The sequence below is a fragment of the Streptomyces sp. E11-3 genome, from assembly GCF_046540415.1.
In the GTDB taxonomy this organism is placed as follows: Bacteria; Actinomycetota; Actinomycetes; order Streptomycetales; family Streptomycetaceae; genus Streptomyces.
This window is the reverse complement of record NZ_JAZGRL010000003.1, coordinates 645,105-667,925: the sequence shown is the minus strand read 5'-3', so window position 1 is coordinate 667,925 and position 22,821 is coordinate 645,105. Positions and strand designations below refer to the sequence as shown.

At 70.6% G+C, this 22,821-nt stretch carries 19 protein-coding genes and 1 other RNA gene; 2 read left to right on the top strand and 18 right to left on the bottom strand.

Annotated elements, in window-relative coordinates; translation table 11 throughout:
• Positions 1-72: 72 nt before the first annotated feature.
• Positions 73-633 carry a YqgE/AlgH family protein gene (locus U9R90_RS32505; RefSeq protein WP_411061004.1) on the bottom strand — a complete coding sequence of 187 codons (561 nt, stop codon included), beginning with the start codon at positions 631-633 and terminating at the stop codon, positions 73-75.
• A gap of 263 nt (positions 634-896) precedes the next feature.
• Between U9R90_RS32505 and murA the strand changes: the two genes are divergently transcribed.
• Positions 897-2,243, top strand: coding sequence for a UDP-N-acetylglucosamine 1-carboxyvinyltransferase (murA, locus tag U9R90_RS32500; RefSeq protein ID WP_411060641.1), 1,347 nt, complete (start codon positions 897-899; stop codon positions 2,241-2,243).
• An 81-nt stretch (positions 2,244-2,324) separates the two neighbouring features.
• Here murA and U9R90_RS32495 read toward each other — a convergent pair whose 3' ends face one another.
• From U9R90_RS32495 to U9R90_RS32435, 13 genes are all read right to left on the bottom strand, one after another.
• Positions 2,325-3,377, bottom strand: coding sequence for an ABC transporter ATP-binding protein (locus U9R90_RS32495; RefSeq protein ID WP_411060639.1), 1,053 nt, complete (start codon positions 3,375-3,377; stop codon positions 2,325-2,327).
• Positions 3,374-4,207 carry an ABC transporter permease gene (locus U9R90_RS32490; RefSeq protein WP_411060638.1) on the bottom strand — a complete coding sequence of 278 codons (834 nt, stop codon included), beginning with the start codon at positions 4,205-4,207 and terminating at the stop codon, positions 3,374-3,376. The genes U9R90_RS32495 and U9R90_RS32490 overlap by 4 nt, the downstream gene beginning before the upstream one ends.
• Positions 4,208-4,215: 8 nt before the next feature.
• Positions 4,216-5,016 (bottom strand): ABC transporter permease, encoded by an 801-nt coding sequence (locus U9R90_RS32485; protein WP_411060636.1) that lies wholly within the window; start codon positions 5,014-5,016, stop codon positions 4,216-4,218.
• A gap of 361 nt (positions 5,017-5,377) precedes the next feature.
• Complete coding sequence (locus tag U9R90_RS32480; protein ID WP_156726700.1) at positions 5,378-5,659, bottom strand: HU family DNA-binding protein; 282 nt, start codon at positions 5,657-5,659, stop codon at positions 5,378-5,380.
• Between the two features lie 340 nt (positions 5,660-5,999).
• Positions 6,000-7,430: an NAD-dependent malic enzyme gene (locus U9R90_RS32475; protein ID WP_411060635.1), complete on the bottom strand. Its 1,431-nt coding sequence runs from the start codon at positions 7,428-7,430 to the stop codon at positions 6,000-6,002.
• Between the two features lie 430 nt (positions 7,431-7,860).
• Positions 7,861-10,236, bottom strand: a complete 2,376-nt coding sequence (locus tag U9R90_RS32470) for a HelD family protein (protein WP_411060634.1) — start codon at positions 10,234-10,236, stop codon at positions 7,861-7,863.
• A 75-nt stretch (positions 10,237-10,311) separates the two neighbouring features.
• Positions 10,312-11,094, bottom strand: a complete 783-nt coding sequence (locus tag U9R90_RS32465; protein WP_411060633.1) for a zf-HC2 domain-containing protein — start codon at positions 11,092-11,094, stop codon at positions 10,312-10,314.
• The gene (locus U9R90_RS32460) at positions 11,091-11,672 is read right to left on the bottom strand and encodes a sigma-70 family RNA polymerase sigma factor (protein WP_411060632.1); all 582 of its coding nucleotides are present in this window, start codon (positions 11,670-11,672) and stop codon (positions 11,091-11,093) included. Before U9R90_RS32460 ends, U9R90_RS32465 begins: the two co-directional genes overlap by 4 nt.
• A 105-nt stretch (positions 11,673-11,777) precedes the next feature.
• Positions 11,778-12,374 (bottom strand): CGNR zinc finger domain-containing protein, encoded by a 597-nt coding sequence (locus U9R90_RS32455; RefSeq protein ID WP_411060631.1) that lies wholly within the window; start codon positions 12,372-12,374, stop codon positions 11,778-11,780.
• A 121-nt stretch (positions 12,375-12,495) separates the two neighbouring features.
• Positions 12,496-13,962 carry an acyltransferase family protein gene (locus U9R90_RS32450; RefSeq protein ID WP_411061002.1) on the bottom strand — a complete coding sequence of 489 codons (1,467 nt, stop codon included), beginning with the start codon at positions 13,960-13,962 and terminating at the stop codon, positions 12,496-12,498.
• Between the two features lie 566 nt (positions 13,963-14,528).
• Positions 14,529-16,700: a glycosyltransferase gene (locus U9R90_RS32445; RefSeq protein ID WP_411060630.1), complete on the bottom strand. Its 2,172-nt coding sequence runs from the start codon at positions 16,698-16,700 to the stop codon at positions 14,529-14,531.
• 2 nt (positions 16,701-16,702) lie between these two features.
• The gene (locus U9R90_RS32440) at positions 16,703-17,419 is read right to left on the bottom strand and encodes a hypothetical protein (RefSeq protein ID WP_411060629.1); all 717 of its coding nucleotides are present in this window, start codon (positions 17,417-17,419) and stop codon (positions 16,703-16,705) included.
• Positions 17,420-17,634: 215 nt separating this feature from the next.
• On the bottom strand, positions 17,635-18,603 hold the full coding sequence (locus tag U9R90_RS32435) for a LysR family transcriptional regulator (RefSeq protein ID WP_411060628.1): 969 nt from the start codon (positions 18,601-18,603) through the stop codon (positions 17,635-17,637).
• Positions 18,604-18,686: 83 nt separating this feature from the next.
• Between U9R90_RS32435 and U9R90_RS32430 the strand changes: the two genes are divergently transcribed.
• The gene (locus tag U9R90_RS32430) at positions 18,687-19,997 is read left to right on the top strand and encodes an MFS transporter (protein ID WP_411060627.1); all 1,311 of its coding nucleotides are present in this window, start codon (positions 18,687-18,689) and stop codon (positions 19,995-19,997) included.
• Here the strand turns inward: U9R90_RS32430 and U9R90_RS32425 are convergent.
• The 4 genes from U9R90_RS32425 to U9R90_RS32410 form a co-directional block, all read right to left on the bottom strand.
• A complete protein-coding gene (locus U9R90_RS32425; RefSeq protein ID WP_411060626.1) occupies positions 19,984-20,496 on the bottom strand; it encodes a DUF4352 domain-containing protein in 513 nt (170 codons plus the stop codon). The two genes, U9R90_RS32430 and U9R90_RS32425, sit on opposite strands and share 14 nt — an antisense overlap.
• A 174-nt stretch (positions 20,497-20,670) precedes the next feature.
• Positions 20,671-21,040, bottom strand: a transfer-messenger RNA (tmRNA) gene (ssrA, locus tag U9R90_RS32420).
• Positions 21,041-21,111: 71 nt separating this feature from the next.
• Positions 21,112-21,600, bottom strand: a complete 489-nt coding sequence (gene smpB / locus U9R90_RS32415; protein ID WP_411060625.1) for an SsrA-binding protein SmpB — start codon at positions 21,598-21,600, stop codon at positions 21,112-21,114.
• Between the two features lie 18 nt (positions 21,601-21,618).
• Positions 21,619-22,803, bottom strand: coding sequence for a S41 family peptidase (locus U9R90_RS32410; RefSeq protein WP_411060624.1), 1,185 nt, complete (start codon positions 22,801-22,803; stop codon positions 21,619-21,621).
• Positions 22,804-22,821 lie beyond the last annotated feature (18 nt).

The window sequence follows — 22,821 nt, the reverse complement described above, 5'->3', positions numbered from 1 at the left end:
CGACATTCGAACACCGGGGATTCCTCAGAACCGACACCTCCAACGGCTGGCCCCCCAAAAATCGCGCCAGTGTCAGTTGAGCGACGGGTCGTCCGGATACGTCGCCACCATCGCCAGGTCACCGCGCTGTCGCCGCAGCACTCCCCGCCACAGCCGCTCCGGCTGCGGCGAGGACACATCGCCCGGTTCCGACTCGACCACGTACCAGGCCCCGTCGGCCAGCTCGTCCTCCAGCTGACCTGGGCCCCACCCCGCGTACCCGGCGAAGATCCGCAGCGAGCCGAGGGCCGCGGCCAGCAGTTCGGGTGGGGTTTCCAGGTCGACCAGGCCGATGGCGCCGTGGACCCGGCGCCAGCCGATGGGACCGCTGTCGCCGGGGATGATCCCGACCCCCAGGGCCGAGTCCAGCGACACCGGGCCGCCCTGGAAGACCACACCGGGCTCGCCGGCGAGCGCGGCCCAGTCCTCCAGGATGTCACCCACACCGACCGGAGTCGGACGATTCAGGACAACTCCGAGCGAGCCCTCCTCGTCATGGTCGAGGAGCAGCACCACGGCGCGGTCGAAGTTGGGGTCAGCCAGGGCCGGAGTCGCGACCAGCAACCGCCCTGTGAGCGAGGACACCTCGGTCATGCCAGACATGATCCCGCATCTTCGCCTTCGGTGGGGAGGCAATGCCGGTACGTAAGTGCTCGCAGCTCAGGCCGTAGGGTCGAAGGAGCCGTGTGCGCCCCCTGAAGGGCGGATTCCAGTAACCGTGTGCGCTGGTGAAAGCACGGTTCGTATTAAGTCGCGGCCGAGACGGCCAAAGGTCGCCCCTGGCCTTACTTAGTGGGGGTGGAAGGCCATTACCCTTGCTTTTCTGCCCCCGCCCACCTCATCGGAACGCGAGATACATGACCGTCAACGGCACTGACGACGTCCTGCTTGTCCACGGCGGAACCCCGCTGGAGGGCGAGATCCGGGTCCGCGGCGCGAAGAACCTGGTCCCCAAGGCCATGGTCGCCGCCCTGCTCGGCAGTGGCCCGAGTCGCCTGCGCAATGTCCCCGACATCCGCGACGTACGCGTCGTACGCGGACTCCTGCAGCTGCATGGGGTGACCGTCCGCCCGGGTGAGCAGCCCGGTGAGCTGGTGATGGATCCCTCGCACGTGGAGAGCGCGAACGTCGCGGACATCGACGCGCACGCGGGCTCCTCGCGCATCCCGATCCTGTTCTGCGGCCCGCTGCTGCACCGCCTGGGGCATGCCTTCATCCCGGGTCTGGGCGGCTGTGACATCGGCGGGCGGCCGATCGACTTCCACTTCGAGGTGCTGCGGCAGTTCGGCGCGACGATCGAGAAGCGCGCGGACGGCCAGTACCTGGAGGCCCCGCAGCGGCTGCGCGGCACCAAGATCCGGCTCCCGTACCCGTCCGTCGGCGCGACCGAGCAGGTGCTGCTCACGGCCGTGCTCGCGGAGGGTGTCACGGAGCTGTCGAACGCGGCGGTGGAGCCGGAGATCGAGGACCTCATCTGCGTGCTGCAGAAGATGGGCGCGATCATCGCGATGGACACCGACCGGACCATCCGGATCACCGGTGTGGACAGTCTGGGCGGCTACAACCACGCGGCGCTCTCGGACCGTCTGGAGGCCGCCTCCTGGGCGTCCGCCGCGCTGGCGACCGAGGGCAACGTGTACGTGCGCGGCGCCCAGCAGCGCTCGATGATGACGTTCCTGAACACCTACCGCAAGGTCGGTGGCGCCTTCGAGATCGACGACGAGGGCATCCGCTTCTGGCACCCGGGCGGCTCGCTGAACGCCATAGCCCTGGAGACCGACGTACACCCCGGTTTCCAGACCGACTGGCAGCAGCCGCTGGTGGTGGCGCTGACCCAGGCCGCGGGCCTGTCGATCGTGCACGAGACGGTGTACGAGTCGCGGCTCGGCTTCACCTCGGCGCTGAACCAGATGGGCGCGCACATCCAGCTCTACCGCGAGTGCCTGGGCGGTTCGGACTGCCGCTTCGGGCAGCGCAACTTCCTGCACTCGGCGGTGGTTTCAGGACCGACGAAGCTGCAGGGCGCGGATCTGGTCATTCCCGACCTGCGCGGCGGCTTCTCGTATCTGATCGCGGCGCTGGCGGCGCAGGGGACATCCCGGGTGCACGGCATCGACCTGATCAACCGGGGCTACGAGAACTTCATGGAGAAACTGGTGGAGCTCGGCGCGAAGGTCGAGCTGCCGGGCGGGGCGCTGGTCTAGCTCCCCCTCCTTCCGTAAGTACGCGACTGGGGCGGCCACCCGAAGAGGGTGGCCGCCCCAGCGGCGTACGGCGGGAGGGTCTCAGGGCCGCTCGGCGACCAGTACGGGGTTGTCGTGCGGGGTGACCGTGCAGCGCGCCCCCGGAGCCAGCCCGGTCGCCTCCCAGCTGGGCAGGTCGGCCTTGAACGTGGCGCCGGACTCGGTGGTCAGGTGCAGCCGCGTGGTGGCACCGAGGAACGTCGCCACCCGTACGGTCGCGGGCGTGCCGCCCTTGTCGTCGATGGCGCCGACCGCCAGGCCCTCGGGGCGCAGCAGGACGTCGACCTCGGTGCCGGAGGCGGGGGTCTCGCCGTGGATGGGCAGCCGCCGTCCGAAGAGCTCGACGACGCCGCCGTCGCGTACGGTGCCCGGCAGCCGGTTCATGGTGCCGACGAACTCGGCGACGAACGGTGTGGCCGGGCGGTCGTACAACTCGCTCGGCGCGGCGCACTGTTCGAGCCGTCCGTCCTTCATCACGGCGACGCGGTCCGCCATGGACAGCGCCTCCTCCTGGTCGTGGGTGACGAAGACGGTGGTGATGCCGAGCTCCAGCTGGATGCGCCGGATCTCCTCGCGCAGGGTGAGCCGCACCTTGGCGTCCAGCGCCGACAGCGGCTCGTCCAGGAGCAGCACCTTGGGGCGGATGGCCAGCGCGCGGGCGAGCGCGACGCGCTGCTGCTGGCCGCCGGAGAGCTGGTGCGGGTAGTGGCCCTCGCGTCCGGGCAGGCCGACCAGGTCCAGGAGTTCCTGGGCCCGCTCCTTGCGTTCGGCGGATGCCCTGCCGCGTACCCGCAGCCCGTAGGCGACGTTCTCGGCGGCCGTCATGTTGGGGAAGAGGCTGTACGACTGGAAGACCATGCCGATGTCGCGGCGGTTGGCCGGGACGGAGGTGACGTCCTGACCGTCCATCAGCAGCTCGCCGCCGTCGGCGGTCTCGAAGCCCGCGATGATGCGCAGCGCGGTGGTCTTGCCGCAGCCGGAGGGGCCGAGCAGGGCGACCATCTCGCCGGGCGCGATGTCCAGGTCGAGTCCGTCGAGGGCGACCGTGGAGCCGAACTCCCGGCGCAGTTGCTTGAGTTGCACGGGGACGGTCATGACACGGTCTTCTTTCGGTTCTCGCGGCTGGAGTTCGTACGGCGGCGGCTGCGGCCACCGGCCAGGGTGGTGAGCAGGAGCAGCAGCCCCCAGGTGATCAGCAGGCTGAGCATCGCGGCCGCGACCGAGAGCTGGGCCTCGGAGTCCTTGATCTCCACCATCCATACGGAGAACGGGCGGTAGGAGAGCACGGAGGCGACGGTGTACTCGCCGAGCACCATGGCCAGGCTGAGTACGGCGCCGCCCATCACGGCGGCCCGCAGGTTCGGTACGACGACCTGCCACAGGGTCTGCAGCCGCGAGGCGCCGAGGCTGCGCGCGGCCTCGACGAGGGTGCGCAGGTCGACGGCGCGCAGTCCGGCGTCCAGGGAGCGGTACAGGAACGGCAGCGACATGACCGTGTAGACCAGGACGAGGACCAGCGGGAAGTTCTCGTCCCGCAGGGCCTGGAAGGTCATGTAGAAGGGCGTGTCGGCCAGGTCCTGCTCCCAGGAGAGCACGGTGGTGACGCCCGCGACGAGCGCGATGGGCGGGACGACCAGCGGCATCATGCACAGGATCTCGACGACCCGGCGCAGCTTGGGCAGATAGAGCGAGACCGCGACGAGCGTCGGCACCATCAGCAGCAGTCCGCAGACGATGGTGGCCAGGCCGAGCCGCACCGACAGCATGAGGCTGGTGGTCAGCCCCTCGGTCCCGAGGCCCTTGGTGTACGCGTCGAAGCTGACGCCTTCCACCTCGTTGATGCTGAACCAGATCGAGGCACCGATGGGGACCAGGAAGTACAGCGCGGCGAGCGGCAGGACGACGCCTCGCGAGGTCAACTTCATGCTCGACTTCATCCGAGCCATCGGGCACTCCTGCGCTGCAGCGGTATCTGTACGGCCATCACCAGCAGCGCGATCACGACCATGTTGAGGCTCATGGCGAGGGCGAGGTTCTCCTGGCCGACCAGGACGTTGCCGTTGAGGGCGTTGGCGATCTGGATGGTGATCAGCGGCTGGGACGAGCCGACCATCACGGCGGCGGTGGCATGCGAGGCGAAGGCGGTGCCGAACATCAGCACCAGGCCGCCGGCCAGCGACGGCACAAGCACCGGGATGCCGACGTGCCGCCAGTACTGGCTGCGGGTCGCGCCGCAGGACGCGGCGGCCTCCTGCCACTGGGTGCGCAGACCGTCGAGCGCGGGCAGGACGGTCACCACCATCAGCGGGATCATGAAGTAGAGGTAGGCCAGCACCAGGCCGGTGAAGCTGTAGAGGCTGAACCCGGTCTTCTCCAGGTGGAACAGCTGGGTGACGGTGCCGGTGGTGCCGAGTGTCGCGATGAACGCGAAGGCGAGGGGCGCGCCGGAGAAGTTGGCGAGCACCCCGCTGGCCGAGACGACGATGCCGCGCAGCGCCGGCCGCTTGGAGCTGACGACGGCCTGGGCGATCAGCGTGCCGAGCGCGGTCGCCAGCAGCGCGGTCACGACCGAGAGTTCGACGCTGCCGGCCAGCCCGGTCGCGTACGCCCCGGACAGCGAGCCGTTGACGTTCTCCATCGAGAACCGGCTGGCGCCACTCGCCGAGTCGACGACGGTGAACGCCCCGTACACCATGGTCCCGGCGGGCAGGCCGAAGCAGACCGCGAGAAACACGAAGAACGGAACGACGACGGGCCACCGGTGCCGCCGCGCGCCACGGCGCCGGGCGCCGCCGTCCCGTACCTGAGCGGGGGCGGGCGCGGGGGCGGGTGGGCCCGCCGCGGGCGCGGAGTCCGCCAGNGGACGGTCTTCGTCACGTCCTTGGCGGAGGCGGACCTGGCGGAGGCGGCGTAGGTTCCGGCGGGCTTCCAATTTCAGCCCGTCCGGCGCTTGAGGACATCTTTGAGCCCGGCCGGCGAGGCCTTTCGGGAAGGGGCGGGGTGGGGGACTAATCCCTGACGCACGCCACCGCGGCGCCGCACGCATGAGGGCGGCCCCGGAAACCCGGGACCGCCCTCACACCAAACTGCCAGGCTTACTTGCCCTTGGCCGCTTCCTTGAGCTTCGAGCCCGCGGAAACCTTCACGCTGAAGCCGGCCGGGATGTCGATCGGCTCACCGGTCTGCGGGTTGCGCGCCGTACGAGCGGCACGGTGGGTGCGCTCGAAGGTGAGGAAGCCGGGGATGGTGACCTTCTCGTCGCCCTTGGCGACGATCTCGCCGACGGTCTCGGCGAACGCGGCCAGCACGGCGTCGGCGTCCTTACGGGTCACCTCGGCGCGGTCGGCCAGGGCGGCCACCAGCTCACTGCGGTTCATGTTTGTACTCCCGTGTTCTTCTTGCTGTTGAGGCGTGCCACGCGGCGGAGCCGCATATCGGGCACAGCGAAGCCGATGCTGCCAGGGTCCTCGGAGGTCCCCGGACCCGGGTCCGTCGTCAGACCCTCGCGCCCAGAGACGCATCCTGCCCCCACCTGCGGCGGGAAAGCCAATCCGGCACCCTGGGGAGTCACACGAAAAGCGCCCATCCGCCAGGCGAGGTGCCTCGAAATGGTGACGCTCCGTCTGATCCCGGCAGCGGACCGCAGGGCTTACATGGGCGTGGTGCCGCAACCCTAGAGTGCGCCCCGGGCCCCGGGGTTCCGCGACGCGCCGCGTTTCAGGCCGTGGCGGTGGTCACAGCCGCCGCCGCGGCCTTGGCGGCGTTGCGCACCGCTCCGGCGACCGCCCCGGCGACCGTGTCGTTGAACACGCTGGGGATCACGTAGTTGGCGTTCAACTCGTCCTCGCTGACGACGTCGGCCAGCGCACTCGCCGCCGCCAGCATCATCTCGGTGTTGACGGTGCGCGAGTGGGCGTCGAGCAGACCGCGGAACACACCGGGGAACACCAGGACGTTGTTGATCTGGTTGGGGAAGTCCGAGCGCCCGGTGGCCACCACGGCCGCCGTCTGGCGCGCGACACCCGGGTCGACCTCCGGGTCCGGGTTCGCGAGCGCGAACACGATGGCGTCGTCCGCCATGGCCGCGACATCGTCTCCGTTGAGGACGTTCGGAGCCGAGACGCCGATGAAGACGTCGGCTCCGACGACGGCCTCCTTGAGCGTGCCGGTGACGCCCTCGGGGTTGGTGTTGTCCGCGATCCAGCGCAGCGGCGTGCCCTCCGCGGCGTCCACCAGGTCCGCGCGGGCGGAGTGCACCACGCCGTGGATGTCGGCGACCACGGCGTGCTCGACGCCGGCCGCGAGGAGCAGCTTGAGGATGGCCGTACCGGCCGCGCCCGCACCGGACATGACGACCCGCACGTCCCCGATCGCCTTGCCGACCACGCGAAGTGCGTTGGTCAGAGCAGCGAGCACGACGATCGCGGTGCCGTGCTGGTCGTCGTGGAAGACCGGGATGTCCAGGGCCTCGCGCAGCCGCGCCTCGATCTCGAAGCAGCGCGGCGCCGAGATGTCCTCGAGGTTGATGCCGGCGAAGCCGGGGGCGATGGCCTTGACGATCTCGACGATCGCGTCGGTGTCCTGGGTGTCCAGGCAGATCGGCCAGGCGTCGATGTCGGCGAAGCGCTTGAAGAGGGCCGCCTTGCCCTCCATGACCGGCATGGCGGCCATCGGGCCGATGTTGCCGAGACCGAGCACGGCGGAGCCGTCCGTCACGACCGCAACGGTATTGCGCTTGATGGTGAGGCGGCGGGCGTCCTCGGGGTTCTCGGCGATCGCCATGCACACCCGGGCGACACCCGGGGTGTAGATCATGGAGAGGTCGTCGCGGTTGCGGATGGGGTGCTTGGACGCCATCTCGATCTTGCCGCCGAGGTGCATCAGGAACGTACGGTCGGAGACCTTGCCGAGGACGACACCTTCGACGGTGTGCAGCTTCTCGACGATCTCGTCCGCGTGCGCGGTGGAGCTCGCGGCGATGGTGACGTCGATACGGAGCCGCTCATGGCCCGATGCGGTGACGTCGAGGCCGGTGACCGAGCCCCCGGAGGACTCCACGGCCGTGGTGAGCTGCGAAACCGCGGTTCCGCTCGCGGGCACCTCGAGCCGGACCGTCATCGAATAGGAGACGCTGGGCGCCGTTGCCATGCCGACTTCCTCTTTCACCTTGTGTCACGTGCGTCATCCGATCGTCGCACCTACCGCCTGGTACGTGGTAGCCGCCCCGGGTTGAGAACGTTTTGTTCTCTGCTTGAGTCGCGGGTTCGTCGGATGCTCTGCGCTTCTTTTGGAAAACTTATTCCACCATACGAGAAGTTGCTCACACAACAAAGGGGTCTCCGCACAACAAAGAGGTGCGCGGCCCGGGGGGGCGCGGGCCCCGGGGGGGCCGCGCACCTCTCGTACGTTCAGTGACACCGACCCGCCATGCTCGCCTCGCGGCAAGTGGTCGCTCTAAGCGACGAAGGTTGGGCCCGGGGGCTTGGATCGGGCCGGTGCCACGTCCACGGTAACAAACGATCCTCGTAAGGCAATTCCCGTCTCGCAGGACTCTGCGAAACCCGCTGGGGCCCGCGGATCAGTCCCGCAGCAGATCCGGGACCCCCTGCGAGTCCGCCTGGTCGCGCTCCCCGGAGACCACGGTCAGCTGCTGGGTCGCCCGGGTCAGCGCCACGTACAGGACCCGCAGACCCGCCGGCGACTCGTCGGCGATCTCCGCGGGCGACACGACGAGGGTGGCGTCGTACTCCAGGCCCTTGGCCTCCAGGCTGCCGAGCGCCACCACACGCCCGCCGAGGCCCTTCAGCCAGCGTGCGGCCTCCTCGCGGCGGCGCATCGCGACGACCACGCCGACGGTGCCGTCCACGCTGTCCAGCAGCCGCTGGGCCTCGGCCCGTACGGCACCCGCCAGGTCCCGGCCGTCGGCGACCGCGAACCGGGGCTCTACGCCGGTCGAGCGGACCGCCTTCGGGGACTGGCTGCCGGGCATCGCGAGCGCGAGCACCTTCGCGGCCAGCTCGGCGATCTCCGAGGGGTTGCGGTAGTTCACGGTGAGCGTGAAGCGGCGGCGCGGCCGGGTGCCGAGCGCCTCGTCACGGGCCTCGGCCGCCTCGTCCGGGTCCGACCAGGACGACTGGGCGGGGTCGCCGACCACGGTCCAGGTGGCGTGTCGGCCACGACGGCCGACCATCCGCCACTGCATGGGCGTGAGGTCCTGCGCCTCGTCCACGATGACGTGCGTGTACTCCGTACGCTCCTCGGCGAGCCGTTCGGCGCGCTCGCGCTGGGTCTCCTCGCGCACCGGCATCAGCTCGTCGAGCCCGGTGAGCTGGTCGAGTGGGTCCAGCTCCTTCTTCTTGCGCTGGCGGGGCGGTGCGCCGAGGATCGCCTGCAGCTCGTCGAGCAGCGCCACATCGTGTACGGACAGGCCCTCGCGCCGCAGCGAGCGGGCGACCCGGCGCACCTCGCCGGGATTGAGCACCCGCCGTGCCCAGCCGCCGAGCCGCTTCTCGTCGGCCATCGCGGCCAGCACCCCGTGCGGGGTCAGCTCCGGCCACCAGGCGTCCAGGAAGCGGATGAAGCTGTCCTCGCCGGTGATGTCCTCGTCGAAGCCCGACCGGAGCTCGGCGGCCAGCTCCGGGTCGGCGTGCCGGGACGCCGCCCCGGACTGCGCCCACAGCGCGTCGAGCAGCAGCCTGCGGGCGCGCGGGCGCAGCAGGTTGACCGGGGCGGTCCCGCTGAGCGCGGTGCGCCGCACCCGGGCGAGCTCGTCGGGCCCGAGCTCAAGACGCCGCCCGAAGGCGACGACGCGCAGGCGGGTGGGCGGGCCGCTGTCCGCGGGGGCCTGGTCGGCCTCCGTGCCGAAGGCGAGCTGTTCACCGCCGCGCCGTGCTCCGCCCCGCGGCTCCAGCACCCCGCGCGCCGCCCTGCGCAGCACCTTCAGCATCCGGGCCGAGCCCTTGGCGCGGGCCACCACGGGGTCGTCGTAGAGCGTCGCCTCCGCGCCGTCGACCAGCGAGCCGACCGCGCGGATGGCGACCTGGCCCTCCTCGCCGAGCGAGGGGAGCACGCCCTCGGTGTACGCGACCAGGAGCGGGGTCGGCGAGACGATCAGGATGCCGCCCGCGTACCGGCGACGGTCCTGGTAGAGCAGATACGCCGCGCGGTGCAGGGCCACCGCGGTCTTGCCGGTGCCGGGGCCGCCCTCGACGTACGTCACGGACGCGGCGGGGGCCCGGATGACCATGTCCTGCTCGGCCTGGATGGAGGCGACGATGTCCCGCATCGTGTGGCCGCGCGCCTGGCCGAGCGCGGCCATCAGCGCGCCGTCGCCGATCACCGGCAGCGGTGCGCCGTTCAGTGTCGCGGTCAGCTCCGGGCGCATCAGGTCGTCCTCGACGCCGAGGACCTTGCGGCCCTTGGAGCGGATGACCCGGCGGCGTACCACCCGGCCGGGCTCCACCGGAGTGGACCGGTAGAAGGGGGCGGCCGCGGGCGCCCGCCAGTCGATGACCAGTGGCGCGAACTCCGCGTCCAGGACGCCGATCCGGCCGATGTGCAGGGTCTCGGCGATCTCGGCGCTGCCGTTCGGGCGTACCGCGTCGTCGGCGGGTTCCACGGAGGTGTACGCGCCGTCCGGGCCCTTCTTGCCGTCCTTGCCGAGCAGCAGGTCGATCCTGCCGAAGAGGAAGTCCTCGAACTCGCTGTTCAGCCGGTTGAGATGGACGCCCGCGCGGAACACCTGCGCGTCGCGCTCCGCCAGCGCGCCGGGAGTGCCGACCTGACCGCGCTTGGCGGCGTCGTGCATCAGGAACTCGGCCTCGTGGATCTTCTCCTCAAGGCGTCGGTACACCTGGTCCAGGTGCTCCTGCTCGACGCTGATCTCACGGTCGCGTACATCGGCCACCGGGGGTCCCTTCTGATGTGCTGCCGCCCGTGTCGGGCAGCCGTCCACCGTACGCGACGGGGACCCCGCCGCGCACGCGGCAGCAGATCAGAACCCTGAGAGCCTGTTTCCGCGCACAGGCTCTCAGGCCTTCACGTCGACCAGCCGCTCGCCGTCGAACGTACGCACCTCGAAGTGGTCGATGTCGTTGCGCTCCATCGACGCGCCGCCGTGCACATACAGCGGCTTACGCGAGAACTCGTCCGGGCCGTCCGCGATCCCGTACCCCCATTTGGGCACGCCCCAGGACGTCACCGTCTCCTCCTCGCCGTTCTTGCCGACGGCGACCAGGGAGCACTTGAGCGGGCCCTTGACGTTCTTGAGCTCAAGGACCGCGTGCGTACCCCAGCCCTTCTTCTCCAGGCCGACGGTCGCACTGACCTTGGTCTTGGGGTCGGTGGCCCGTACCTTCTCGTCCATCTTGCTGAAGAAGGCGTCCTCGGCGGGGCTGGCCACCTGCGAGCCGGTGTCACCGTCGTCGCCGGATGCGGCCATCACCACCAGGGGGCCGCCGACGATCAGCACGGCCGCCGCGGCCGCCAGCGCGAGCACGCTCCGCCGCCTGGTCGCCCGCTTCCTGGAGACCTCGCCCACGAGGTTGTCCAAAAGCCGCGGTCCCGGGCGCGCCGCGAGCTGCTGCCCCACCTGCGGTGCGGGCCGCTGCTGCGGCGGCAGATCCGCCAGGGCGGCGAGCATCGGCTCCATGCCGGACAGTTCGTGCAGTTGGGCGGCGCAGAGCTGGCAGCCGGCCAGATGGGCCTCGAACGTGCGGGCATCCGCGTCGTCCAGGATGCCGAGTGCGTACGCGCCGACCGTCTCGTGGACGTCGTTCGCACCGAACGCGTCGTTCGCTCCGAAGGTGGTCATGCCCGCACCCCCCGCTCCTCCAGTGCCAGCTTCATGGCACGCAGCGCGTAGAACACCCTGGAGCGGACCGTGCCGCTGGGTATGCCGAGCGTCTGAGCGGCCTCGTTGACCGTGCGGCCCTTGAAATACGTCTCAACGAGGACTTCCCGGTGTGCGGGCGTCAAATCATCGAGCGCGTCAGAGAGTGTCATCAGCCAGAGCGCCTTGTCGATCTCGTCCTCCGCGGGGATGACCTCCAGTGGCGAGGGGTCGACCTCCTGCGGCCGGGCTTTCCGGCTGCGGTGGCCGTCGATCACGATACGCCGTGCCACCGTCACCAGCCAGGGGCGTACCGAACCGGTCGCACGGTTCAACTGACCAGCGTTCTTCCAGGCCCTGATGAGGGTCTCCTGGACGACGTCCTCGGCCCGCTGCCGGTCTCCTGCAACCAGCCTGAGCACATACGCGAGCAGCGGACCCGCGTGCTCACGGTAGAGCGCGCGCATCAGCTCCTCGTCGGGCTCGGGCGGTTCCTGCATCCGGTGCCGGGCCCGCCGCGTTCGATCATCGGCCACGGCGGCATCTTTGCGCACGTCCACCTCCGGTGTCCCCGTTTCGACGGGGGCTCCCCCACGTCCTGGCTCACACACGGGTTAGTTACGTACGGCGGGCGCGTTGTGTTCAGTGCCGTTCGAAATACCGGTTCAGGCTCTCGCCAGGGCGGTACGGCGACGGTGCCTGGCCACCCGCTCGCGGTTGCCGCACACCTCGCTTGAGCACCAGCGGCGGCGCCGTCCGCGCGAGGTGTCCAGGTAGATGAGCGGGCAGTTGTCGCCCTCGCACTGGCGGATGCAGGATCGCGCCACGGGGTCGGTGAGCAGCTCGACCGCGTCCCTGGCGACGGCCGCGAGCAGGGCGGGGCCCGGGGGGTCGGTGTGCAGCACCCGGACGAGTCCGCCGTCGGCGGTGCGTACGGCGCGGGGTGCGGGGGGTGCGGCGACGGCGAGGGTGTTGAGGCGGGCCAACGCGGCGTCGAGCGGCCCGGCTTCGGAGGTCGCTGGTTCGCCGCGTACCAACCGGTCGATGTCGGCGCGCAGTTCGCGGAAGGCGACCACGCAGGCCGGGTCGACCCGGCCGAGTCGCGCCCCCTCGGGGACCAGGCCCGCGCCCACCAGCCAGGCGCGCAGGCAGGCGGGGCTGTCGAGGCGTTCGACGGGGTGGGCCGTGGCGAGCAGGTCCAGGCAGGCTCGTCCGGAGTCGAACCGCAGGTCGTAGTCGGACGAAACGATGCCCGCCGCCATGCGTCTGTCACCGCCTTGTGGGGTTACCCGAGGCCAACACCCCCAGAGTGCCCGGCCGGACGCCTGGCCGGAACCCCCGGTACCGTCCGGGGGTTCCGGACGGTACCGGGACCCTGCGTCGCTAGCGGCGCCGCGAGCCTCCCGCCTTGCCTGCCTTGCTTGCCTTGCCTGCCTTGCCCCGTCGCGCGCCGTCCGGCCAGAGCCGGGGCTTGCGCTGGGCGGCCAGGTCCTCGATCCAGCCGACGGCCACGATGGTCAGCCCGATCAGCGGCCACACCAGTACGAACATCCAGATGTTGTACGTCTCGGCGAAGGCCGTCCCGAGGTGGTTGTAGACGATGGGGAACTGCCACAGCGGGTCGAGCAGCGGGATCGTCGCCATGATCAGCGCGTTGTGCCAGAGGTAGATGGTGACCGCGCGGTTGTTGGAGAGCGTGACCAGCTTGTCGAACTGGGCGAGCTTGCCGGGTAGTTCCTGCCAGGACGGCGCGTACTGCAGCAGGATCACCACGAACCCGAACGACCAGGTGGCCTGGGCCAGCGGGATGTCGTTGAGGTCCCAGCCGTCCGGGCCCAGGTGGCCCGACGCCCACCACAGCCCGAAGGCCATGACCAGCGCGGCGCAGGAGACCGCCATATAGCGCGGCACCTTCTTGAGCAGGCCCTCCTGGTGGGCGAAGCCGAGCACCCAGCAGGAGCCGTAGACCGCGAAGTCCGTGATCGCGCGGCCGGTCTCGCCGGGGATCTCCACGAGGCCCGTACCGACGACCGCGGTGAGCGCGAGCGGCGCGAGCAGCGTCGCCCACGGCACCCTGCGGAACGCCCACAGCAGCAGCGGCGAGGCGATCACGAACCACAGGTAGGCGCGGATGTACCAGAGCGGTCCGGCCGCCTGGACCGCCCAGCTGCCCGAGAGCCAGTCGGCGCCGGGGACCGGGTCGGTGCTCCAGGGGTAGGGCGGGGCCCCGAACGGCACCACGTAGTTGAAGAGTTCGAGCAGCCAGGTACCGCCGAGCTGCTTGGCGGGCTCCCAGCCGCTGAGGAACATCAGCGGTACGGCGATGGCGCCGAACACCCAGACCGGGGGCAGCAGCCGTCGGATACGGCCGCGGATCACGCCCAGCGCGGGCCGGTTCAGCGAGCGCGCCATCAGGGAGCCGGCCAGCGCGAACATCACGCCCATGGACGGGAAGAGGATCGTCAGCCAGGCCCAGCCGAAGACGTGGTAGACCACGACCCGGACCAGGGCGAGCGACCGCAGAAGATCGAGATAGCGGTCCCGCCCTGACGCCTTCTTGCCCTCCGCCCAGGAGGGCGCGGCGGCCTTCTCGGCCTCGTCGGTCCGCTCCGCGGTGGCCGTCGCGGTCTCGGCTTCCGGGTATGCCGCGGTCTGCCCGTACCCGTCGGACTGCCCCTGCGCGTCCCGCGCACCGTACGGGTCGCCCTGCGCGAAGGGGTCACCGGCGGCGTGCGGGTTGCCCTGCGCGAAGGTGCCGGACTCGGTGTACGGGCCCGGCTCGGCGAACGCGCCACGCGCGGCCTGCGGTTCGCGATCCCCGAAGAGGTCGTCAGCGGTGAAACCGCCCACCCCCGCCTGCGGGTCGCCGTGCGCGGACCGGCCCGGCTCGGCGAACGGATCACGCGCGGCATGCGGGTCGCCCTGGCCCAAGGGGCCCGAAGCGGCGTACGGGTCCGACCCCGTGAGCGGGTCACGACCCGCCTGCGGATCACGCTGTGCGAAGGGGTCGAAGCCCGCCTGCGCGCCCGGCCCCGCGTGCGGATCGCCGTGCGCGGACGGGCCCGGCTCGGCGAACGGGTCACGCGCGGCATGCGACTCACCCGCCCCGAAGGGGCCGGAGCTGGCGTACGGGTCCGGCCCCGCGAGCGGGTCATGCCCTGCCCGCGGATCACGCTGCGCGAAGGGGTCGAAGCCCGCCTGCGCGCCCGGCGCCGCCTGCGCGTAGTCCTGCGCGTACGGGTCCGGGTACGGGTCGGCGCCCGCCTGCGGGTCGGCACCCGCGTACGGGCGGCTGGGGTCCGCGAACGGATCCTCCGCCGCGTACCCGTCGCCCCCTGCGTGGGACCCGGACCCCGCGTAAGGGTCCGGGGAGTTCCGCCGCGGCCACTCGCCATCGTTTCCGTAAGGCGGTGTCGTCATGCGACCGGCCTCCGGTGGTCGTGCCCGGCCGCCGGCTGCGCCGGGATGGCGCCGGGCGCCGCCCCCACCGCACCGGTGCGCCGGAGCTTCTGCCAGCGCAGGCGGCCGCCGGTGAGCGCGGTGATCCAGGACTGCAGCAGAACGACGTACATCAGCTGCCGGTACAGGATCTGCTGGAGCGGCAGCGAGATGAGGTGGGTCATCTTCTCGCGGTCCAGCCGGAAGGCGTAGATCGCGCAGACCGCCTGCACGGCGAGCACCGCGAGCCAGGCCATGACGGTCTTCCCGGTCGGGCCGAAGATCAGCCCGTACAGCAGGAAGACGTCGATAAGCGGCGCGAGCAGCGGCGCCAGGACCATGAACAGCGAGACCAGCGGCAGTCCGACCCGGCCGAAGCGCCCGGACGGACCGCGCTCGATGAGCGCGCGCCGGTGCTTCCAGATGGCCTGCATGGTGCCGTACGACCAGCGGTAGCGCTGGGACCACAGCTGCTGCACGGTCTCCGGCGCCTCGGTCCACGCGCGCGCGTTCTCCGCGTAGACGACCCGCCAGCCGTCGCGGTGCATGGCCATGGTGATGTCGGTGTCCTCGGCGAGGGTGTCCTCGCTCATGCCGCCGACCCGCTCCAGAGCGCTGCGCCGGAAGGCGCCGACCGCGCCCGGGATGGTGGGCATACAGCGCAGGACGTCGTACATCCGGCGGTCGAGGTTGAAGCCCATCACGTACTCGATGTGCTGCCAGGCGCCGATCAGCGAGTCCTTGTTGCCGACCTTGGCGTTGCCCGCGACCGCGCCGACCCGGTGGTCGCCGAACGGCTGCACCAGCTCGCGCACGGTGGACGGCTCGAAGACGGTGTCGCCGTCCATCATCACGATCAGGTCGTAGCGGGCGTTCGCGATACCGCGGTTGAGCGCCGCGGGCTTGCCCGCGTTGTTCTGCCGGATGACGCGGACGTTGGGCAGCCGCATCTCCTCGACGATGCGCGCGGTGCCGTCGCTCGACCCGTCGTCGATCACGAGGACTTCGATGGGATGGTCGCTGCTCATCAGCGAGTGCACGGTGTTCTCGATGCACTTGGCCTCGTTGTACGCGGGGACCAGCACCGTCACCGGTTCGGTGACCGGCGCGCCCCACCTAAAGCCCTGCTTGCGGGTACGTCGCGCGTGGATCACGGAGAGCAGCAGCATCAGCCCGAAGCGGCCGATGACCAGGACGCCGATCACGGCGAGTCCGGCCACCAGGACACCGGTCACGTTCTCCGAGACGCTGACCGCCCAGACGAACGCCTTGGCCTTCCACAGCGCGAACCCGGTCACCGGGGTGTGCGCGCTCGGCGCGTCCATCGCCTCGGTGAGGGTGGTGAACTCGTAGCCGTCGGCCTTCAGATCCGGCAGGAAGCGGTCCAGGGCCGCGACGGTCTGCGAGCGGTCGCCACCGGAGTCGTGCATGAGCACGATCGCGCCCTTGCCGTCCTTGGGTGTCGCCCGCTTGATGATCTCGTCTACGCCGGGGCGCTTCCAGTCCTCGCTGTCGGTGTTGTTGACGACGGTGACGTAGCCGCGGGAGCCGATGTACTGGGTGACCGGCCAGTTCTCGTTGTCGAAGGCGTGCGCGTACGACGAGTACGGCGGCCGGAAGAGCGAGGTGTTGATGCCGGCGGCGCCCGCGAGGGTGAGCTGGTTCTGGGACAGCTCCCAGTCGATGCGGCGCTGCGACTGGTAGGAGAGGTCGGGGTGGTTGAAGGTGTGCAGGCCGATCTCGTGGCCCTCGCGCACCATGCGGTCGACCAGATCCGGGTAGCGCGAGGCCATGGTGCCGGTGACGAAGAACACGCCCTGCGCGTCGTGTTCCTTGAGCGTGTCCAGGACCTTCGGGGTCCACTTGGGGTCGGGCCCGTCGTCGAAGGTCAGCACCAGCTTGTGGTCCGGGACGCTGAGCGCCTTGGGCTGCTCGCCTTCCCGCGCCTGGATCACCGGGCCGCCCTTGAGGACCTCTTCGGGTACCTGGTCGTGGGACGCCGGGGGGCGCACCCGGTGGTCGGCCAGGATCTCGCTATGCACGTAACCGCGCAGCATCAACATCGCCATCAGTGCCACCAGGAAGAGCGAGGGCAGCAGATAGCGCATCGGCAGCCGACGGCGTCGGCTGCGAGCGGAGCGGGGTGTCATGGTTACGCGCCCTCCGGGGCCTGGTGCTGTGCTGCGCTCTCGGTCACCGAAGGCTGTGCACTACTGGCGTTGATCTGTTCGGCCCCACCGGCCCCACCGGCCTCGCCGCCGTCCGTGGGGTCGGGGTCGGGGACCGGCTCGTCGGTCGGGTCCGGGTCGGGCTCGGGGTCCGGGTCGGGCTCCGGGTCGGGGTCCGGTTCCTCGGTCGGGTCCGGGTCGGGCTCCTTGGTGGGGTCAGGGGCCTTCGTGGGGTCCGGGTCCTTGGTGGGGTCGTCCTCGGTCGGGTCCGCGGAGGGCTTACCGGACGAGGCCGAGGCATCGGGCTTGGCGGGGGCGCTCGGCGACGCGGTGACACCCGGCGGCAGGACGGCACCGTCCGTGGAGCTGGGTACGGGCGCTCGCTGCCCCGGTGTGCTGTCCGGGGATTCCGAGGTCTCGGGAACCGGGGAGGGCTCCACCTTTCCCGCGGGGGCCTTGTCCTCCTTGCCGCCGAGCCCCGGCATCCAGGGCGCGTCGGAGTTACCGGAGACCAGCGTGACGCCGAGCACCACGGCGTAGACGGCGCAGACTATGCCGGCGATCCAGCCTATTCGGCGGACCTTGCGGCCACGGCTGCCCGTCTCGTCGACGAACACCGGCCCGTCGGAGCCGTCCTGCGCGGTGTGATCCGGTGACAGGTCCTGAAGCTGACGGCCCGCGCCGTCGATCTGGATCGTCACTTCGTGCGGATCGTGTGTCTGCCCGGAACGGGCACCTTCTCGCCAATTTTCCACAGCTGTACGCCCAACCCCCACTTACTGGATCTTTATGGGCGCAGGGCGACATCGGGCACTCGCCGCCGGACCGGACCCCCATCCTGGCCCGGGCGCCCCCCTTATCACACTGCACCCGAGCCATGAATGTAGCGCACCGCAACGACAATCAGACCCAGCGGTCAATCAGGACCCATCATGATGAGTGCATCTGCCTGCGGAACCCAGGCTCCCGGTGGCCGCCTCAGCCACCCTTCCTCCGCGCCAATATCGGACGAAGCGGTACGCAAGGCATCAATTCCGGCATGTTTAAGGCCTTTTCGCCACACCAGGGACACGGGCGAAAGCGGTACCGGATCGATAAGTGGCCGCAACACACAGCCCGGCATGGCCGGAAACCCCACCACGGCCAGGACCGGGTTGCGGTGCTTGGCCATCAACCGCCGGAACTCCTCGACCCCCACCGCCAGGGGCGCGGGCGGCGCGACGGCGATCCCCCGCCCGTCGAAGAGCTCCTGCGCCAGGTCCGTCCACTCGACGGTGCGCGGATTGCCCGCCCCCGCGTAGACGGTCTCGCCCGCCAGCCGGTCGAGCGGGACCGCGTCGAGCCCCGCCAGCGGGTGGTCGTCGGGCAGTACGACGGCCATCGGCTCGTACCGTACGGGCTGTTGGGCCAGCTGCGCCCGCAGGGCCGGGGCGAGCCCCGCGTACCGCCCGAAGGACGCGTCCAGGCGCCCGGCCAGGATCTCGGCCGCGGCACCGGTCAGCCCGCTCTCGTAGCGGGCCATCAGCTCGCACTCCGGGGCCAGCTCACGGGCCCGCGTCAGGATGCGGTCGAGAGTGAGCCCGGGGCTGTTCAGATCGACGAGCAGCGGTCGCGGCCCCGGCCCTGCGGCCGCCTCCCGGAACGTGTCCTGCGCCTCCAAGACCCGTCGCGCGTACGGCAGCAGTCGCTCGCCGTGCTCGGTCAGCGCCACCTGGCGGGTGTGCCGCAGGAACAGCTCGACCCCCAGCTCGCGCTCCAGTCGGCGCACGTCCCGGCTCAGGGCCTGCTGTGCGACGTACAGGCGGGCGGCCGCCCTCGTGAAGTGCAGCTCGTCGGCGACGGCGCAGAAGGCGCGCAGCAGTCGCGGCTGGATGTCCTGGGGCATGACGCGAACTTACAACACAGGTGCGTCAATCGGCGCGGAGAAGGTGTTGGACCCCGTACGCACTACGCGGCGAGGCTTATCGCATGCCCCACGAGCCCGCCCAGCCGCCCTTCCTCGCCGTGTCCGGCGACGTCCTGGTCGCCACCCCGCCGCCGCGCGACCGTACCCGCACTCCGGGGCCCTACCGCCGTCTCTTCCAGGTCCCCGGCGCCCGCGCCTTCACCCTCGGGAACCTTCTCGCCCGGCTGCCCATGGGCATGTTCGGCGTGAGCGCGATCATCATGATCGCCGGAGCCCGCGGGTCCTACGCCCTGGCCGGCGCCGTCACCGCGACCGGGCTCGCCACCACGGCGGTGGTGGCCCCCTGGACGGCCCGCCTGGTCGACCGGTACGGACAGGCCAGGGTCGCCGTACCCGCGACGATCCTCGCCGTACTGGGCTCGCTCGCCCTGGTGCTCTGCGTCCGTCTGGACGCCCCCCTCTGGACGCTCTTCGCCTGCTACGCCGCGACCGCCACCACGCCCAACACCGGCGGCATGTCCCGCGCCCGCTGGCAGCACCTGCTCAGGGGCGACGGACCGGCGCTGCACACCGCCAATTCCTTCGAACAGGCCGCCGACGAGCTGTGCTTCATGCTCGGCCCAGTACTCGCCGCGTTCCTGTGCACCGCGCTCTTCCCGGAGGCGGGCACCCTGACCGGCGCGGTCCTCCTCCTCACGGGCGTCCTGCTCTTCACCGCCCAGCGCTCCACCGAGCCACCACCCCGACCGCGTACGACCAGAACCCGCTCCCCCCTCCGAACCCCGGGAATGCGGCCCCTCCTCGTCGTCTTCCTCGCCACCGGCGCGGTGTTCGGCGCGATGGAGGTCGTCACGGTGGCGTACGCGGAGCACCGCGGGCACCCCTCGGCGGCGGGCCTGATCCTGGGACTCCAGGCGGCGGGCTCCTGCCTCGCCGGACTCCTCTACGGGACCCTCCGCGTCTCGGGCCCACTCCCCCGTCGCCTGCTGCTCTGCCTCGCCGCGATGACCGCCCTGATGTCACTGCCCCTGCTCGCAGCGTCCACCGGCTCCCTCCTGCTGCTGGCAGGCGCACTCCTGCTCGCCGGTATGGCGACCGCCCCGACCATGGTCACCGGCATGACGATGGTCCAGCGCCTGACCCCCGACGGCCGCCTGAACGAGGGCATGACCCTCGCCGTGACCGGCCTGCTCGGCGGCATCGCCTGCGGCGCGGCGATGGGCGGCTGGGCTGTGGAGCACCTGGGGCCGAGCCCGGCCTACCTGGTGCCGGTGAGCGCGGCCGCCCTCGCGCTCCTGCTGCACACGCTGGGCCGGCGCCACGACGTCATGTCGGGCCAGGGCGCCGGCCCGGCGCCGGTCAGCCCAGGCTGACGGTGGCCGCGATGGATCCGCCGCTGTGCAGATCCTCGCCGACCTCCAGCGTGAAGCCCTTCGCGCCGTCCGGGACCTGGAACATGACCGACCCCTTCACCGTGGTGCCCGACGGGATCTTGCCGTCGAACGTGTCGGTGTCATCGCCGGACATGCGCACCATCTCCGTGCCGACCGAGTCCCGCAGCACCACCGCACTGCTGTAGTCGTAGGGACCGGCGGCGCTCCCGATGTTCTTCACCGAGAGGGCGGCGGCGACGAAGTGCGCGTCGTCCTCGGTCGGCTTCCCTCCCTCCTTCATGGTGTACGGGTCAACGAGTTCCACCACGGTGACCTCGAAGTCACCCACCTTGATGGCGGTCCCGGGCTTGGCCTCCTTCGGCCCCTTCGGCGCCGACTCGGCGGAGGAATTCTTGTCGCTACCGCCCCCGGTACCGGATGCGGAGTCCGATTCGGAACCGGACGAGCACGCGGCAAGACCGACCGTGAGAACGGCCACCGCACCCCCCATGGCCACCCGTCTCTTCAGCCCAGATCCTGATATAGCACGCATAGAGCCCCCTCCAGTGATGTCCTACGACAGAGTGATCATCTTACGTACTTCAAGCACCGATGGGGCGCGAAAAAGCCCCTGGCCCGCCGAGATACTCGGCGGGCCAGGGGCTACATGGGGTGGTGGAGATGGCGGGAATCGAACCCGCGTCCAACGGTGCGGAACCAGGGCTTCTCCGTGTGCAGTTCGCTACGATTTTCTCAGCCCCGAAGATCACGCGAACAAGTCTCCGACGGGCTCAGTCACTGTTTGATTTCCCGCTACTCCCCGTGACCGGGCTTAGCGGTTTAGTTCCCTAGCTGATGCCAGGATCCGGGTCGGGAACACCCCCGGGCTGACACTTCGCAAGTCGCTACTTAGGCAGCGAGGGCGAAGGAATCGCGCTTGGTATTGGCGATTATTGGTTGCGACATATGGTTTACGAGATCATTGCCGCTTCCTCGACACGCTTCCCCTGCTTCGACATCCGCTGTCGAAACCGATCATCCCCATGTTGATTTTTCAAGCCCCAGCTGGTGGGGCAGTGCCCATCGTACGTGACCAACGTACGAGGGTGCCAGCCTATTTCCCGCGCTCCCGGCGACGTACCGCCGAGATCGCGCGGTCGGTCTCGCGCCGGTCCTGCTTCTCGCGCAGGGTCTGCCGCTTGTCGTACTCCTTCTTGCCCTTCGCCAGCGCGATCTCGACCTTGGCCCGGCCGTCCTTGAAGTACAGCGCGAGCGGCACGATCGTGTGGCCCGTCTCCTGCGACTTGGACTCCAGCTTGTCGATCTCGGCGCGGTGCAGCAGCAGCTTCCGCTTGCGCCGTGCGCTGTGGTTGGTCCAGGTGCCCTGGGTGTACTCGGGCACATGCACGTTGTGCAGCCAGGCCTCGTGGCCGTCGATCTGCACGAACCCGTCCGCCAGCGACGACCGCCCCTGGCGCAGCGACTTGACCTCGGTACCGGTCAGCACGAGGCCGCACTCGTAGGTGTCGAGGATGTGGTAGTCGTGCCGCGCCTTCTTGTTCTGCGCGACCAGCTTGCGCCCTTGATCCTTTTCCTTAGCCATAGTGTGGCCATTTTCGCACTACGAGGGGGGTCCGAGGCCACTCAATACCGTGCGGGCCCGCTGCTCGGCTTCCTGGTCGACCTCCAGGTCGGGGGTGATGCCCTGACCGTCGACGGTGCGCCCGGACGGAGTGCGGTAGTGGCCGACGGTCAGCTCGGCGACGGAGCCGTCGGGGAGGCGGCTCGGCATCTGGACGGAGCCCTTGCCGAAGGTCCGGGAGCCCACCACCACCGCACGGCCACGGTCCTGGAGGGCACCGGCGAGCAGTTCCGCCGCGCTCATCGTGCCGCCGTCGACGAGCACGACCAGGGGTCTGGTGCCGCTCCCGCCCGGCTCGGCGTGCAGCGCCTGCTGCTTGCCCCGGACGTCGTACGTCGCCACCACTCCGCCGTCCAGGAAGACGGAGGCCACCTCCTGGGCCTCGGTGACCAGCCCTCCGGAGTTGCCCCGCAGGTCGAGCAGGACGCCGGCACCCTGCGGGGCATCGCGTACCGCGTCGCGCACATCGCCTCCGGTGCCCTTGGTGAGCACGGTGACCTTGATCAGTACGGGTCCGTCGGCCAGCCGCCGTACGGTGACGGACTCCTTCTCGAGTCTGGCCCGGCGCAGCGTCTGGCTCCACGCGCGCGTGCCACGCCGCAGTCCGAGCTTCACCTGCGTCCCGGCGTCGGCGCCCGCGCCACGCAGCAGGGACACGATCTCCTTGGGGCCGCGGCCCTTGAGCGCCTTGCCGTCGACGCTGCGCAGCCGGTCGCCTATGGCGATCCCGGCGCGGGCCGCGGGGCTGTCGCGCTGCACCCGGACCACTTCGACCCGGCCGTCGGCCGCCCGTCTGGTCCACAGCCCCACACCGGTGTACTCGCCTTCGAGCTCCCGCTCGAACTCCTCGTACTCCCCGGCGTCGTAGACCGAACCCCAGCGGTCGCCGCTGCGGCTGACGACCTCTTCGGCGGCCTTGCTGGGGGACTTGCCGTCGGCCAGGGCCTTGGCCGCGGCGTCGGCGACCTCGTCGGGTTCGGTGGTGTCCCCCGCGTCAGCGCTGGTGGCGGGCGTGGAACGGGCCTGCTTGCCGGTCGGGTTCCGGTCCGGCTCACTCCAGGATTCGGTCGCCGCCCCCGTCGCGAGCACGGTCGCGAAGACCAATGTCAGGGCCGCCCCGCGGCGGATGCGGCGGGGCCGGGAGAACAGGTCTGAACCCGACATGCCGGTGAGTCTAGGACA